Origin of the sequence: Sphingomonas sp., from assembly GCF_045810705.1 — a bacterium.
Classification (GTDB): domain Bacteria; phylum Pseudomonadota; class Alphaproteobacteria; order Sphingomonadales; family Sphingomonadaceae; genus Sphingomicrobium.
In genome coordinates this window covers 386,713-399,473 of sequence record NZ_JBJMVI010000019.1, presented here as the reverse complement: position 1 = coordinate 399,473, position 12,761 = coordinate 386,713, and the positions used below count along the sequence as shown (strand labels likewise).

General features: G+C 64.8%; 15 protein-coding genes. 10 read left to right on the top strand and 5 right to left on the bottom strand.

The features are described from left to right. The first annotated feature begins 23 nt into the window (after positions 1-23). The 7 genes from ACJ8FR_RS11545 to ACJ8FR_RS11515 all read left to right on the top strand — a co-directional run bounded on the left by ACJ8FR_RS11545 (position 24) and on the right by ACJ8FR_RS11515 (position 6,959). Complete coding sequence (locus ACJ8FR_RS11545) at positions 24-1,631, top strand: DNA polymerase III subunit gamma/tau (RefSeq protein ID WP_407828847.1); 1,608 nt, start codon at positions 24-26, stop codon at positions 1,629-1,631. A 10-nt stretch (positions 1,632-1,641) separates the two neighbouring features. Further along, the gene (locus tag ACJ8FR_RS11540; RefSeq protein ID WP_407828846.1) at positions 1,642-1,965 is read left to right on the top strand and encodes a YbaB/EbfC family nucleoid-associated protein; all 324 of its coding nucleotides are present in this window, start codon (positions 1,642-1,644) and stop codon (positions 1,963-1,965) included. 64 nt (positions 1,966-2,029) lie between these two features. Beyond that, the gene (locus ACJ8FR_RS11535) at positions 2,030-3,631 is read left to right on the top strand and encodes a long-chain fatty acid--CoA ligase (protein WP_407828845.1); all 1,602 of its coding nucleotides are present in this window, start codon (positions 2,030-2,032) and stop codon (positions 3,629-3,631) included. A 71-nt stretch (positions 3,632-3,702) separates the two neighbouring features. Next, positions 3,703-5,373 carry an energy-dependent translational throttle protein EttA gene (gene ettA, locus ACJ8FR_RS11530; protein ID WP_407828765.1) on the top strand — a complete coding sequence of 557 codons (1,671 nt, stop codon included), beginning with the start codon at positions 3,703-3,705 and terminating at the stop codon, positions 5,371-5,373. Positions 5,374-5,494: 121 nt separating this feature from the next. After that, positions 5,495-5,830 carry a GIY-YIG nuclease family protein gene (locus ACJ8FR_RS11525; protein WP_407828764.1) on the top strand — a complete coding sequence of 112 codons (336 nt, stop codon included), beginning with the start codon at positions 5,495-5,497 and terminating at the stop codon, positions 5,828-5,830. A 4-nt stretch (positions 5,831-5,834) separates the two neighbouring features. Further along, positions 5,835-6,416 (top strand): YdeI/OmpD-associated family protein, encoded by a 582-nt coding sequence (locus tag ACJ8FR_RS11520; protein WP_407828763.1) that lies wholly within the window; start codon positions 5,835-5,837, stop codon positions 6,414-6,416. Between the two features lie 255 nt (positions 6,417-6,671). After that, on the top strand, positions 6,672-6,959 hold the full coding sequence (locus ACJ8FR_RS11515) for a DUF1905 domain-containing protein (RefSeq protein WP_407828762.1): 288 nt from the start codon (positions 6,672-6,674) through the stop codon (positions 6,957-6,959). Between the two features lie 4 nt (positions 6,960-6,963). On the opposite strand, the gene ACJ8FR_RS11510 is transcribed toward ACJ8FR_RS11515, so the two are convergent. Together ACJ8FR_RS11510 and ACJ8FR_RS11505 are read right to left on the bottom strand one after the other, a co-directional pair. Beyond that, complete coding sequence (locus ACJ8FR_RS11510) at positions 6,964-7,533, bottom strand: PAS domain-containing protein (protein WP_407828761.1); 570 nt, start codon at positions 7,531-7,533, stop codon at positions 6,964-6,966. A 160-nt stretch (positions 7,534-7,693) separates the two neighbouring features. Continuing rightward, positions 7,694-8,428, bottom strand: a complete 735-nt coding sequence (locus ACJ8FR_RS11505) for an NYN domain-containing protein (protein ID WP_407828760.1) — start codon at positions 8,426-8,428, stop codon at positions 7,694-7,696. A gap of 161 nt (positions 8,429-8,589) precedes the next feature. Between ACJ8FR_RS11505 and ACJ8FR_RS11500 the strand changes: the two genes are divergently transcribed. Beyond that, on the top strand, positions 8,590-9,003 hold the full coding sequence (locus tag ACJ8FR_RS11500; RefSeq protein ID WP_407828759.1) for a hypothetical protein: 414 nt from the start codon (positions 8,590-8,592) through the stop codon (positions 9,001-9,003). A 24-nt stretch (positions 9,004-9,027) separates the two neighbouring features. Here ACJ8FR_RS11500 and ACJ8FR_RS11495 read toward each other — a convergent pair whose 3' ends face one another. After that, a complete protein-coding gene (locus ACJ8FR_RS11495) occupies positions 9,028-9,663 on the bottom strand; it encodes a carbonic anhydrase (protein ID WP_407828758.1) in 636 nt (211 codons plus the stop codon). Between the two features lie 65 nt (positions 9,664-9,728). Here ACJ8FR_RS11495 and lipA point away from each other — a divergent pair, with 65 nt between their 5' ends. Both lipA and ACJ8FR_RS11485 read left to right on the top strand, forming a co-directional pair. After that, the gene (gene lipA, locus ACJ8FR_RS11490) at positions 9,729-10,649 is read left to right on the top strand and encodes a lipoyl synthase (RefSeq protein WP_407828757.1); all 921 of its coding nucleotides are present in this window, start codon (positions 9,729-9,731) and stop codon (positions 10,647-10,649) included. After that, positions 10,649-11,110, top strand: a complete 462-nt coding sequence (locus tag ACJ8FR_RS11485; protein ID WP_407828756.1) for a type II toxin-antitoxin system RatA family toxin — start codon at positions 10,649-10,651, stop codon at positions 11,108-11,110. The genes lipA and ACJ8FR_RS11485 overlap by 1 nt, the downstream gene beginning before the upstream one ends. Here ACJ8FR_RS11485 and ACJ8FR_RS11480 read toward each other — a convergent pair. Together ACJ8FR_RS11480 and ACJ8FR_RS11475 are read right to left on the bottom strand one after the other, a co-directional pair. Beyond that, positions 11,071-11,574, bottom strand: a complete 504-nt coding sequence (locus tag ACJ8FR_RS11480) for a CinA family protein (RefSeq protein WP_407828755.1) — start codon at positions 11,572-11,574, stop codon at positions 11,071-11,073. The two genes, ACJ8FR_RS11485 and ACJ8FR_RS11480, sit on opposite strands and share 40 nt — an antisense overlap. Further along, on the bottom strand, positions 11,571-12,716 hold the full coding sequence (locus tag ACJ8FR_RS11475) for a bifunctional 2-C-methyl-D-erythritol 4-phosphate cytidylyltransferase/2-C-methyl-D-erythritol 2,4-cyclodiphosphate synthase (protein WP_407828754.1): 1,146 nt from the start codon (positions 12,714-12,716) through the stop codon (positions 11,571-11,573). The genes ACJ8FR_RS11480 and ACJ8FR_RS11475 overlap by 4 nt, the downstream gene beginning before the upstream one ends. Positions 12,717-12,761 lie beyond the last annotated feature (45 nt).

Below are 12,761 nucleotides of genomic sequence, written 5' to 3'. Positions count from 1 at the left end.
TGACCGACGACGAATCGCCCGCATTGGGCCTCGACCTTCCCGAGGAGCCCGCAACGCCGGCCGCGGCATCGCCGTACCGCGTGCTTGCGCGCAAGTACCGACCGCAGACCTTCGCCGAGCTCATCGGCCAGGACGCAATGGTGAAGACTCTTGCCAACGCGATCGATCGCGGGCGCGTAGCCCATGCGTTCCTGCTGACCGGCGTACGCGGCGTGGGAAAGACCTCGACCGCGCGGCTGATTGCCAAGGCGCTGAACTGCATCGGGCCAGAGGGGCAGGGTGGGCCGACGATCGACCCCTGCAACGTATGCGAGCCGTGCCGCGCGATCAGTGAAGGGCGGCACATCGACGTGATCGAGATGGATGCCGCCAGCCACACCGGCATCGACGACATCCGCGAGATCATCGACGCGGTGCGCTACGCTTCGGTCAGTGCGCGCTACAAGATCTACATCATCGACGAAGTCCACATGCTGTCGAAGGCGGCTTTCAATGCGTTGCTGAAGACGCTCGAGGAACCGCCAAGCCACGTGAAATTCCTGTTCGCGACGACCGAGGTGAACAAGGTGCCGGTGACCGTGCTGTCGCGGTGCCAGCGATTCGACCTGAGGCGAATCCCCGCGGAGAAGCTCGTGGCCCACTTCGCGCAGGTGTCGAAAGCCGAAGAGGTCGAGGTCGATCCCGAAGCACTGGGCATGATCGCGCGCGCGGCGGAAGGCTCGGCCCGCGATGGCCTTTCGATCCTCGACCAGGCGATCGCCCACGGCGCGGGCGCCGTCACCGCCGACCAGGTGCGGGACATGCTCGGCCTCGCCGACCGCGGCCGAATCCGCCGGCTGCTGCAGCTAGTCCTTTCGGGCGACGCAACCGCCGCGCTCGCCGAGCTCGACGAAGCGCATGACCTCGGGATCGACCCGACCCAATTGCTGCGTGGGCTGATGGAGGCGCTGCACTCGGCCACGCGGGCGAAGGTCGGAACGAATGCGGGCGCCATGCTCAGCGCGGAGGAACGCGAAAGCGCCGCCGAAATGGCACGGCAGCTCTCGTGGGGCCTGATCCACCGGCTTTGGCAGATGCTGCTCAAGGGCCTGCAGGACGTCGAAGTCGCCCCCGACCCGCGCGAAGCCGCGGAGATGGCCTTGCTCAGGCTGATCCACGCCGCCGACATGCCGGACCCGGCTTCGCTAGTCGCGAAGCTTACCGGCGACGGGACCGCCGCCCCGACGTCGTCCGCGCCGGCCAGCAAACCATCTGGTGCCAACGCCCAGCTGCCAGCCGATTTCCCGGCACTCATCCGCTTGCTCGAACGGAGCGGCAGACACAATCTCGCCGTCCAGCTTCATGACCAGGTCGGCCTGGTGCGCTACGCGCCGCCCGAACTGATCGTCAGGCCGTCCAAGCCGCTCGGCGGGGATTGGCCGCGCGAGCTGGCACTGGAGCTCAAGTCGATTACGGGAACCGTGTGGAAGGTGTCGTTCGCCGACGAACCCGGCGAACCCTCGTTGCTCGACCAGGAGAAAATGGCCGAGGAGCGCGTTCGCGCTGACGTGCTTGCGGATCCCAACGTGCGCGCGGTGATGGACGCTTTCCCCGACGCGGAGCTCGAAACCTTTCCAACCAGAGGCGGCTGACATGCCCGAATTGCCTGATTTCGACGAGATCATGAAGCTGGCGCAGAGCGCGCAAGCCGAATTGCAGAAGGCGCAGGATAATCTCGACCAGATCGAGGTCGAGGGCGCCGCGGGCGGCGGACTGGTCAAGGTCCACGCCACCGCCAAGGGCCGAATCCTCGGCGTCGAGATAGACGAAAGCCTGCTTGCGCCGTCCGAGAAGACGATGCTCGAGGACCTGGTCGCGGCCGCCATCAACGATGCGCGCACCAAGGCCGATGCCGCCGCGGCGGGCGAGATGCAAAAGATGCAGAGCAGCTTGCCCCTGCCGCCGGGATTCAAGCTGCCCTTCTAGCCGTTTCCGCGGCCCTGTTTTTGCGGCATGATGCGCGCTCCTTGGGGGAGACGCGCTGATGGGCATGCTCGGCGCAATGCAGGATTTTCCGCTCCGCATCATGCGGTTGATGGACCATGCCGAGCGCGAGCACGGTAACCGCGAAATCGTCGCGGCGCGTGCCGATGGAACCATTGTCCGAACCAACTGGAAGAACCTCGCGCACGACGCGCGGCGGATGGGGCAGGCGCTTGAGCGGCTTGGCATCAAGCCGGGTGACCGCGTCGCGACGCTGGCAATGAACCATGACCGGCACCTCGCCGCCTGGTTCGGGGTGGCCGGGATGGGCGGCGTTCTTCACACCTTGAACCCGCGGCTGTTCGACGATCAACTCGCCTACATCATCACCCACGCCGAGGACCGAGTGATCCTCTTCGACCAAGCGTTTGAGCCGCTCGTCGAGCGGCTGAAGCCGCGGCTGGCGACGGTCGAGCATTACATCTGCTTCCAGAGCGATTTCGACGCATGGCTCGATGCCGAGGACGGCGACTATGCCTGGGCCGAGGGCGACGAGCGCGACCCGTGCGGCCTGTGCTACACCAGCGGGACGACCGGGAACCCCAAGGGCGTGCTGTACGAGCATCGTTCAACCGTGCTCCACGCAATGTCGATCATCGCCCCCGATTGCTTCGACGTATCGGCCCGCTCGGTCATGCTTCCGGTGGTGCCGATGTTCCATGCCAACAGCTGGTGCATTCCTTATGCGGCGGCAATCGCGGGGTTCAAGCTGGTGATCTGCGGCGACAATGTCCCCAAACATCTGTGCAAGCTGTTCAACGAAGAAGGGGTTACCCATTCGGCCGGCGTGCCGACCGTCTGGCTGGGCATGATCGACCATGTCGAGCGGACCGGCGCCTCGCTGGGCGCGCTGCGCCTGGTGATCATCGGAGGCTCCGCGGCGCCCGAAGCGACGATTCGCTGGTTCCGCAAGCGCGGCGTCCACGTCAATCATCTGTGGGGCATGACCGAGATGTCGCCAGTCGGCACGATCGGCGCGCCGCCGCCCAACTGGGATTCGATGAGCGACGACGAGCAGGTCGACTATATGACCCGCGCCGGGCGCTCGATGTTCGGGGTCGAGCTCCGCGTCGTCGACGACTCCGGCAAGGTCCTGCCGCGCGATGGGGTCAGTTCGGGCCGGCTGCAGACGCGCGGACCCGCCGTCCTCCGCCGCTACTTCAAGCACGATGAAGATGCATGCAGCGAGGGCCAGTGGCTCGACACCGGCGATGTCGCCGCGATCCATCCCGACGGATCGATCCAGATCACCGACCGCGCCAAGGACGTGATCAAATCGGGCGGTGAGTGGATCAGCTCGATCGATCTTGAGAATGCGGCGATTGGCTGCGCCGGAGTCGCGGAGGCCGCGGCCATCGGCATCCCGCACCCCAAATGGGACGAACGGCCATTGCTGCTTGTCGTGCGCTCCGATGGCAGCCGGGTGAGCGAAGGCGAGATCAGGGCCCATCTATCGCAGGAGCTCGCCAAATGGTGGCTCCCGGACGCGATCGAGTTCGTCGACGAGTTGCCGCATACGGCCACGGGCAAGCTCAGCAAAAAGGATTTGCGCGACCAGTATCGCGATTACCGCTTCGCGACCGCGCATGCGATGGTCGGCCGCGACTAGAAAAACCGCGCCCGAACGCCTAACTGGCCGGCAACTCTTCCAGCACTTTCCCGAAGGACATCCGCGACCCCATGGCCGCCCAATACAGCTTTGTGATGAAGGGCCTGACCAAGGCCTTCCCGGGCCAGAAGCCCATCCTCAACAACATCCACCTGCAATTCTACCAGGACGCCAAGATCGGCATCGTCGGTCCGAACGGATCGGGCAAGTCGACGCTGATGAAGATCATGGCGCAGCGCGATAAGGAATTCACCGGCGAGGCCTGGCCGGGCGAGGGGATCAGCGTCGGCTATCTCGAACAGGAGCCGCAGCTCGACCCGAGCAAGACCGTCAGGGAGAATGTCATGGACGGGGTGCGCCCGGTCGCCGACATGCTCGACCGGTTCAACGCCATCTCGGCGCAAATGGCCGACCCGGGCGACGACTTCGACGCGCTGATGACCGAAATGGGCGAGCTCCAGGAGAAGATCGACGCGGTCGACGGCTGGACCCTCGACAATCAGCTCGAGATCGCGATGGATGCATTGCGCTGCCCGCCCGGCGATGCATCCGTCACCAACCTGTCCGGCGGCGAGAAGCGGCGCATCGCGCTGACCCGGCTGCTGCTGGAAAAGCCCGGCATCCTGCTTCTCGACGAGCCGACCAATCACCTCGACGCCGAGAGCGTCCAGTGGCTGGAGAAGCATTTGGTCGACTATCCGGGCAACGTCATCCTCGTCACCCACGACCGCTACTTCCTCGACAATGTCGTGAATTGGATCCTCGAGCTCGATCGCGCCCGCTACTACGTCTACGAAGGAAACTACTCCACCTATTTGGAAAAGAAGTCGAAACGGCTCCAGCAGGAGGAGCGCGAAGAAGCCGGCAAGCAGAAGGCGATCGCCGACGAGCTGGAGTGGATCCGGCGCTCGCCCAAGGCCCGCCAGGCCAAGTCCAAGGCACGCATCAAGGCCTTCGACCAGCTGGTGGAGGCGCAGGAGAACCGCGCGCCGACCAAGGGCGAAATCCTGATCCAGATGCCTGAGCGGCTCGGCGGCAAAGTGATCGAGGTCAAGAGCCTCACCAAGTCGTACGGCGACAAGTTGCTGTTCGAGAATTTGAGCTTCAGCCTGCCGCCGGGCGGGATCGTCGGGATCATTGGCCCCAACGGCGCCGGCAAGACGACGCTGTTCAAGCTCATTACCGGCCAGGAGACGCCCGACACGGGTGAGGTCGAGGTCGGGCCGACCGTGCATCTCGGCTATGTCGACCAATCACGCGACGCGCTGAACGCCAAGCACAATGTGTGGGAGGAGATCAGCGACGGTGTCGATGTGATCAAGATCGGCAAGCACGAGCTCAACAGCCGCGCCTATGTCGGCGCGTTCAACTTCCGCGGCCCCGACCAGCAGAAGAAGGTCGGGCAATTGTCGGGCGGCGAGCGCAACCGCGTGCACTTGGCGAAAATGCTCAAGGACGGCGGCAACGTGCTGCTGCTCGACGAGCCGACCAACGACCTCGACGTCGAGACCCTGCGCGCGCTCGAGGACGCGCTCGAGAATTTCGCCGGCTGCGCGGTGGTCATCAGCCACGACCGCTTCTTCCTCGACCGCTTGGCGACCCACATCCTCGCGTTCGAAGGCGACGGCGAGGTCACCTGGTTCGAGGGCAATTTCGAAGCGTACGAAGAAGACAAGGTCCGCCGCCTGGGCGAGGAAGCGACGCGCCCGCACCGGATGACGTACCGGAAATTGACGCGGTAATCCCGACATCGTTGTTAAGGTAGCTGAGCAGTCTCACACTTAGTGGGATCTCGCGCCCGCCATGAGCTTCGTTCGTCACCCCGGGCTTGACCCGGGGTCCACCTTCTCTTCCACTGTGGCAATGGAGCGCACGCCCTGCGTCTACCTTCTCGCAAGCGGCTTTCACGGTACGCTTTACACCGGAGTCACGTCGAATTTACTAGGTCGCATCTGGCAGCATCGCGAAGAGGTCACCAAGGGCTTCACTTCTCGATATGGGGTCAAGCGGCTCGTTTGGTTCGAAGTGCATGAAACGATGCACGGAGCGATCAGCCGCGAGAAATCAATCAAACGGTGGCACCGCAGCTGGAAAATCGACCTGGTCGAGCGCAACAACCCAACTTGGCGTGATTTGGCACAAGACTTCGGATTTAACTCGCTGATCAAGAAGGTGGATCCCGGCTCAAGGCCGGGATGACGGCATGGCGCTGCAACCCACCTTCTTCCCCACCGAAGCCGACTTCCGCCGTTGGCTCGAGGCCAATCACGAGACCGCGCCCGAGTTGCTCGTCGGCTTCTGGAAGAAAAGCAGCGGCAAGCCTTCGATCGACTGGCCGCAGGCGCGCGACCAGGCTTTGTGCTTCGGCTGGATCGACGGCATCCGCAAATCCCTGGGCGAGGACGCCTACACCATTCGCTTCACGCCTCGGCGCAAAGGCAGCATCTGGAGCAGGGTCAACCTCGCGCGCTACGAGGCGCTTACCACTTCGGGTCACATGACCCTTCGCGGCGTCGGCGCCTATGAGCAGAACAAGCACAAGAGCGGGCTCTATTCTTACGAGAATGAGCAGAAGGCGCTGACGGAGGCCGAGGAAAAGCAGCTCCGCAGCGACAAGACGGCGTGGGCCGATTGGGAGAAGCGGCCGTCTGGCTACCGCAAGGTCGTGCTCCACTGGATCACCAGCGCCAAGAAACCGGAGACGCGGGCCAGGCGCCTGGCCATATTGATCGAGGTCAGCGCGAAGGGCGAGCGGATCCCCGGCTACGACTGGCAGAAGAAATGACTGGCAAATTAGGATTTCATTTGTCAGCAATCCTGCGGCTCTTTTGAATTCGTGAACTCAGCCCCGCAGCACCGGAAATGGCGGTGAGAAGATGAGCCCGAACGTCGCCATCACCGTGAACATTGGGAACATTCGCGCGCAGCCTGTCCGGGGGACGGGCGAGCACGAATGTCGCGCGCAGCCTGTCCGGGGGACGGGCGAGCACGAATGTCGCGCGCAGCCTGTCCGGGGGACGGGCGAGCACGAGTGTCGCCTATGATCACCGTCACCGTGCCCCTCAAGCTCTGGAGCGGCGACAGCGGCAGCTGGCATTTCGTCACCGTGCCCGAGGAGCAATCGGACGAGATCCGCGCGCACTGCCTGGCGAGCATGCGCGGCTTCAAGTCGGCGCGGGTCGAGGTGACCGTCAACGGTGTCACCTGGCGCACCTCGGTGTTCCCGGTGAAGAGCGGCGGCTATTTCCTGCCGGTGAAGGCCGACGTTCGGCGCAAGGCGGACATTGCCGCCGGCGACCAGGTCACGGTCGAACTGGAGCTGCTTTGACGGCTTAGTTGTCGTTCACGCCGCGAAGCTCGGCCGCGGCGCGGTCGAAGCCTTCGGCCATTTTTTGGAGAACGATTTCGCTTTCGCGACTGTAGAGCGCACCGGCGAGGCGGCGGCAGCGCTCGGCCTGAAGCGAGAGCGCTTCGCTCTGCTCCCGAGTCACGTCGATCAGCATGTTTACAGCGCGCGTCATGTTGCCGTCGCCGTCAAACAAGGGTGTGGGATAGGGCCGGAACGCGACGCGGCTGCCGTCGGGGCGTTCGGCGATCGCAACCGCGTCTCTAATCACGCGCTGGCCGCGAATCGCGTCGGCCATCGGGCATTGATCGTGGGGCATGAACTCGCCGGTCGCCGAGTAGATCTTCCAGGTGACGCACCAGCGGTCGCGACCGCGTTGCGGCTCGCGGCCCGCGAATTCTACGCAGGCGCGATTCCAGTAGGTTACCGCGCCATCGGGGTCGGTGATGTAGATCGGCGCCGGAAGCTCGTCGAGCACGGACTCCCAATTTGAGAGGCTCGACAAAGCATCAAGCGCAGTGTCCAGAATCTGTTCTGGATTTTGGCCAACCAACATGAATCGTGATCTTCCAACCCAGCTCGCGTGGCAGAACGGTCCTCCACACGGCCCTGTTCCCCCATCGAACAGAAACTAGCCGCGTGTGTCGGCTAGAGCACAGTGGAAGACTCGGTACGGCTCCGAAATTTCTGTGGACGATCAATCCACAGCCGGCCGCCTAGCGCAGCCGCTTGACCAGCAGGCGGCCGTCGTCGCCGGTCTTGACCTCGAAATTGGGCACGGCGCGGATGAGGTCGGACAGGCGGGTGTAGCCGAAGTTGCGCGCGGCAAAGCTCGACACGGCCTTGGCGCGCTGGCCGAGCTCGGAGAGCGGTGTGTAACCCTCTTCGTCGCGCTTCGAGGCCTTGTAGGCTGCGCCGAGCACCTGCAGCAGCTCGGTATCGACCGGGCGCGTGCCGGCCGCGGCCTTGGGCTGTTCGAGCTGCTCCTCATCATTCATGGCCAGCGCGCCGACGTCGAAGAAACGGGTGCAGGCTTGCTGGAACGAAACCGGGGTCTTGGCCGTGCCAAAGCCGTAAACCGGAAGCCCGTCCTCGCGGATTCGCTGGGCGAGCGGCAGGAAATCGCTGTCCGACGACATGATTCCGAAGCCGTCGACATTGCCGCGGTAGAGCAGGTCCATGGCATCGATCGTCATGCGCATGTCGGTCGCGCTCTTGCCCTTGACCACATCGAACTGCTGCATCGGGATGATCGAATGCGGTCCGGTCTGCGCGCTCCAGCCCTTCAGGCTCGCCTTCGACCAATTGCCGTAAGCGCGGCGGATGTTGATCGTTCCGAGCTCGCCGAGCACGAGCAGCACTTCGTCGAGATGCTCGGGCGAGGCATTGTCCGCGTCGATCAGCAAGGCGATATTGGCTTCCTGCTCGGGCAAGCGGTCGCGGTCGCGCATTCCGAATCCTTTCGGCACTCCTGTAGCGCGGCGTCGCGGATTGACCACCGTCCGGCGCTCGGGCCGTCTCAAGCTGAACCGCAGATGATCACTGCCGGAACGAAAAGCCGCTTGGAGCACTAATGTCGGTTACAGGGGGCGAGTTGAGGAAGGACGGGACGATGAGGAAGCTTGGTCTTGCGGCAGTCCTCGCCGCCAGCATTGCGGCGACCGGCTGCACGACATATCCGAACCAGTACGGCTACGATCCGTACGGCTATAACAACGGCTATTACAACAACGGTTATTACAATAACGGCTACAACAGCGGCTACGGCTACAACAACGGCTATTACGGCAACGGCACGAACGGCTCGAACGTTGCGGCCGGTGCTGCCGTCGGCGCGGTTGGCGGCGCGATCGCCAGCCGGGCGCTCGGCGGAAGCGCGGTCGGCGGCGCGGTCGCCGGTGCGATCCTTGGCGGCGTGCTCGGCGCGAGCATCAACGGTCGGCAATATTATCGCGATACACGCGGCTATTGCTATTACGTCGACCAATACGGACAGCCGCACTACAACTATAACACCCGCTGCTAATCGCGCTTTCCGGCTGTTGAACTGCTAGACGGGGCGGAACTCACCTTCCGCCTCGTCGAGCACGTACAAGCGACCTTCGGCGACCGAGAAATGGGCGCCATGCAGCTCGAGCTCGCCGGCGCGCTCGCGCTCCGCGATCCACGGAAAGGTACGCAGATTGGCGAGGCTGACCTTCACGGCCTCGCGCTCCATCTCGAGGAAGGCGTCGCTGTCGAGGTGGTGATGATGGGCTCGGACCTGGTCGCGCGCGGCGCTCAGCATCCCGACCCAATCGGCGATGAAATGGCCTTCGCCATGTCCGGCATCGTCGAACTGGCCGGTCAGCGCTGCCGCGCAGCCGCCGCACAAGCCGTGGCCCATGACCATGATCTCGCCGACCTCAAGCTGCGTCACCGCAAATTCGAGCGCGGCCGAGACGCCGTGATGGCCGCGTGTCGTCTCGTAGGGCGGCGCAAGCGCGGCGATGTTGCGCACGACGAACATCTCCCCCGGCCGCGCGTCGAAAATCTGCGCCGGGTCGACCCGACTGTCGGCGCACGACAGGATCATCACTTTGGGACTCTGGCCCTCGGCGAGCTCCGACCAGCGCGCGCGCTCGTGCGCCCAGTCGTGCTCGCGGAAGCGGCGATAGCCTTCGATCAACTGCGTGAGATACGGCATCTGTCGCCGCTAGCGTGCCCGGCGCGGGGGTGGCAAGCGGCGGCGGCAATCGCTATCTGCGCCGCATGAACGCTCCTGCCGCCGTACCCCCAAAGCAGCGCAAGCCCGACTGGATCCGGGTCAAGGCTCCGGTCAGCGAAGGATATCATGCGACGCGCCGGCTGATGCGCGAGCTCAATCTCGCTACAGTGTGCGAGGAGGCGGCCTGCCCGAACATCGGCGAGTGCTGGACCAAGAAGCACGCCACGGTGATGATCCTCGGCGACACCTGCACTCGGGCCTGCGCCTTCTGCAACGTCAAAACCGGCATGCCGCGCGCGGTCGACCCGCTCGAGCCCGAGCATGTCGCGACCGCAGCGGCCGAGCTCGGCCTCGAGCATATCGTCGTCACTTCGGTCGACCGCGACGATTTGCCTGACGGCGGCGCTCGCCAGTTCGTCAAGGTGATCGAGGCGCTGCGCAAGCGCACGCCCTCGACGACGATCGAAATCCTGACTCCCGACTTCCGCAACAAGAGCGAGGCGGCGGTCGAGGAAATCGTCACTGCGGGGCCCGACGTCTACAATCACAATCTTGAGACGGTGCCGCGGCTCTATCCAACCATCCGCCCAGGTGCGCGCTACTATGCCTCGCTACGGCTGCTCGAGAGTGTGAAGCGCAAGGCGCCGCATATCTTCACCAAGTCCGGGTTGATGGTGGGATTAGGCGAGCAGCGGCTCGAAGTGCACCAGGTGATGGACGACATGCGCTCCGCCGGCGTCGATTTCCTGACCATGGGCCAATATCTCCAGCCGACGCCGCGGCATGCGAAGGTCGAGGAGTTCGTGACGCCCAAAGCGTTCGAGGCTTATGCGGCTATCGCAAGAGCCAAGGGGTTCCTGCTGGTCGCCGCTTCGCCGCTGACCCGGTCGAGCTACCATGCCGGCGACGATTTCAAGAAAATGCAGGCGGCACGTCTCGCGCAGCTGGAGCGTTCGAACGGCTGATGCCGCGTCACAGCGAGACCCGTCACCTACCGTACACACCCGAGCAGCTGTTCGAGATGGTTGCCGATGTCGCGCGCTACGACGAATTCCTGCCGTGGGTGGTCGCGGTGCGCGTCCGTTCGTCAAGCGAGAAGGAGACGATCGCCGACCTCGTGGTCGGCTTCAACGCCTTCAAGGAACGCTTCACCAGCCGCGTGGTCAAAGAGCGGCCGAGCCGGATTTGCGTCGACTATGTCGAGGGCCCGCTCAAATTCCTGCACAACGAGTGGCAGTTTGATCGTGCCCCAGACGGCGGCACGAACGTGCGCTTCTCGGTCGATTTCGCGTTCAAATCGCGGCTGTTCGAGACGCTCGCTGGCTCAATGTTCGATCGCGCGCTGAGGCGCATGGCCGGCGCGTTCGAACAGCGCGCCGCGGCGCTCTACGGCATCAATAGCTCGAGCGCGCAGAGCGCGGCCTGAAGCCGCACGCCCGAGCGGGTCTTCTCGTCGAAGAACTTCTGGTCGGCGACGATCTTGGCCGGGTCGGCGTCGCGCTCGGCGCGAGCGAAGACGACCGTGCCCACGGGCTTCTGCGTGGTGCCCCCGCCGGGCCCGGCGATCCCGGTGATCGCCACCGCGACGTCGGCGTCGGAGGCGGCGAGCGCACCGCGGGCCATCGCCCAGGCGGTGGCGACGCTGACCGAGCCGAAGGTGTCGACCACGTCTTCCGAGACCTTGAGCTGTGAGATTTTCGCAGCGTTGGAATAGGTTACGTAGCCTGCTTCAAACACATCCGAAGATCCGGCGATCTCGGTCAGGGCCGCGCTGACGAGCCCGCCGGTGCAGCTTTCGGCGATCGCGATGCGGCGCCCGGCGGCGCGGTTGGCCTCGACCACCTCGCGTGCCTTACCGACCAGTTCGTCGGGCAGAAGATAGTCGCTCACTTGGCCCAAAATCCCATCCGAATGCTGGCGACGGCCTGGGCGGCGATGCCTTCGCCGCGCCCGGTGAACCCGAGGCCCTCGGTCGTCGTCGCCTTCACGCTGACCTGATCAACGCTCAACCCGGCGATTTCGGCAATCCGGGTCCGCATCGCCGCCCGATGCGGTCCGACTTTCGGCTCCTCGGCGATGATCGTGCAGTCGACATGGTCGATGAGAGCGCCTCGTTCACGAACCAGGTTGACCGCATGCGCGAGGAACACGGACGAATCTGTACCCTTCCAGCGCGAATCCGCAGGCGGGAAATGCTCGCCGATGTCGCCGAGGCCGGCAGCGCCGAGCAGCGCGTCGGTGATGGCGTGGAGCACCACGTCGGCATCGCTGTGGCCAGCCAGGCCGCGGGTATGGGGCAGTTTTATGCCGCCGAGCATGATTGGGCCTTCGCCGGCAAAAGCGTGGACGTCGAAGCCCATGCCGGTTCTGGGAGTCAGGCAGCCGGCGAGCCATTGTTGCGCGCGCTCAAGATCAGCCTGACTTGTGAGCTTCTCGAGCGCGGGGTCGCCTTCGACGGCAGCGACCTTCATACCGGCCGCCCTGAGGACAGTGGCTTCGTCAGTGGGCGCGGGCCCCTTCCACAGTTCATATGCGGACTCAAGCGGGCCGAGGCGGAAGGCCTGGGGCGTCTGGACTCGCACAAGATCTGTCCGATCGACCGGCTCGCCGAGCGTCGCCGCCGCCCGCGCCAAAGTGTCGCCCACCTGGAGCACCGGCGCGGCGCCATCGAAGAACTCGAGGCTGGCGAGCAACCGGTCGATCACCGCTGGCGGACAGAAGGGCCGTGCCGCGTCGTGGACCAGCACCGCATCTCCGTCGATCGCAGAGAGGCCGGCGCGCACGGAATCGGCGCGCTCGGCGCCGCCGGTGATGAGCTCGCCGACATCGAGCCCGTCGAGCGCTTCGGTGGCCTTGTCGCGCTGTCCGTCCGCGATCACCACCCGCGTCGATCGCACGGCAGGATGACGGATGAGAGCCTCCACCGCCCAGCGCAGCACCGGCTTGCCGCCGAGGGGCCTGAACTGCTTCGGCACTCCGCCGCCAAGGCGTTCTCCGCGGCCGGCGGCGACGATCAGCGCAGTGGTAGCCATGGCGGCGCGCCTTGCCCCTCCAAAGGCCGTCCTGTAAAGCTGCGC

What these genes read in the sequence shown, in the direction of transcription:
- ACJ8FR_RS11535 (WP_407828845.1), top strand. Translation starts at nt 2,030, where the DNA reads ATGCTCGGCGCAATGCAGGATTTTCCGCTCCGCATCATGCGGTTGATG.
- ettA (WP_407828765.1), top strand. Translation starts at nt 3,703, where the DNA reads ATGGCCGCCCAATACAGCTTTGTGATGAAGGGCCTGACCAAGGCCTTC.
- ACJ8FR_RS11525 (WP_407828764.1), top strand. Translation starts at nt 5,495, where the DNA reads ATGGAGCGCACGCCCTGCGTCTACCTTCTCGCAAGCGGCTTTCACGGT.
- ACJ8FR_RS11520 (WP_407828763.1), top strand. Translation starts at nt 5,835, where the DNA reads ATGGCGCTGCAACCCACCTTCTTCCCCACCGAAGCCGACTTCCGCCGT.
- ACJ8FR_RS11515 (WP_407828762.1), top strand. Translation starts at nt 6,672, where the DNA reads ATGATCACCGTCACCGTGCCCCTCAAGCTCTGGAGCGGCGACAGCGGC.
- ACJ8FR_RS11510 (WP_407828761.1), bottom strand. Translation starts at nt 7,533, where the DNA reads ATGTTGGTTGGCCAAAATCCAGAACAGATTCTGGACACTGCGCTTGAT.
- ACJ8FR_RS11505 (WP_407828760.1), bottom strand. Translation starts at nt 8,428, where the DNA reads ATGCGCGACCGCGACCGCTTGCCCGAGCAGGAAGCCAATATCGCCTTG.
- ACJ8FR_RS11500 (WP_407828759.1), top strand. Translation starts at nt 8,590, where the DNA reads ATGAGGAAGCTTGGTCTTGCGGCAGTCCTCGCCGCCAGCATTGCGGCG.
- ACJ8FR_RS11495 (WP_407828758.1), bottom strand. Translation starts at nt 9,663, where the DNA reads ATGCCGTATCTCACGCAGTTGATCGAAGGCTATCGCCGCTTCCGCGAG.
- lipA (WP_407828757.1), top strand. Translation starts at nt 9,729, where the DNA reads ATGAACGCTCCTGCCGCCGTACCCCCAAAGCAGCGCAAGCCCGACTGG.
- ACJ8FR_RS11485 (WP_407828756.1), top strand. Translation starts at nt 10,649, where the DNA reads ATGCCGCGTCACAGCGAGACCCGTCACCTACCGTACACACCCGAGCAG.
- ACJ8FR_RS11475 (WP_407828754.1), bottom strand. Translation starts at nt 12,716, where the DNA reads ATGGCTACCACTGCGCTGATCGTCGCCGCCGGCCGCGGAGAACGCCTT.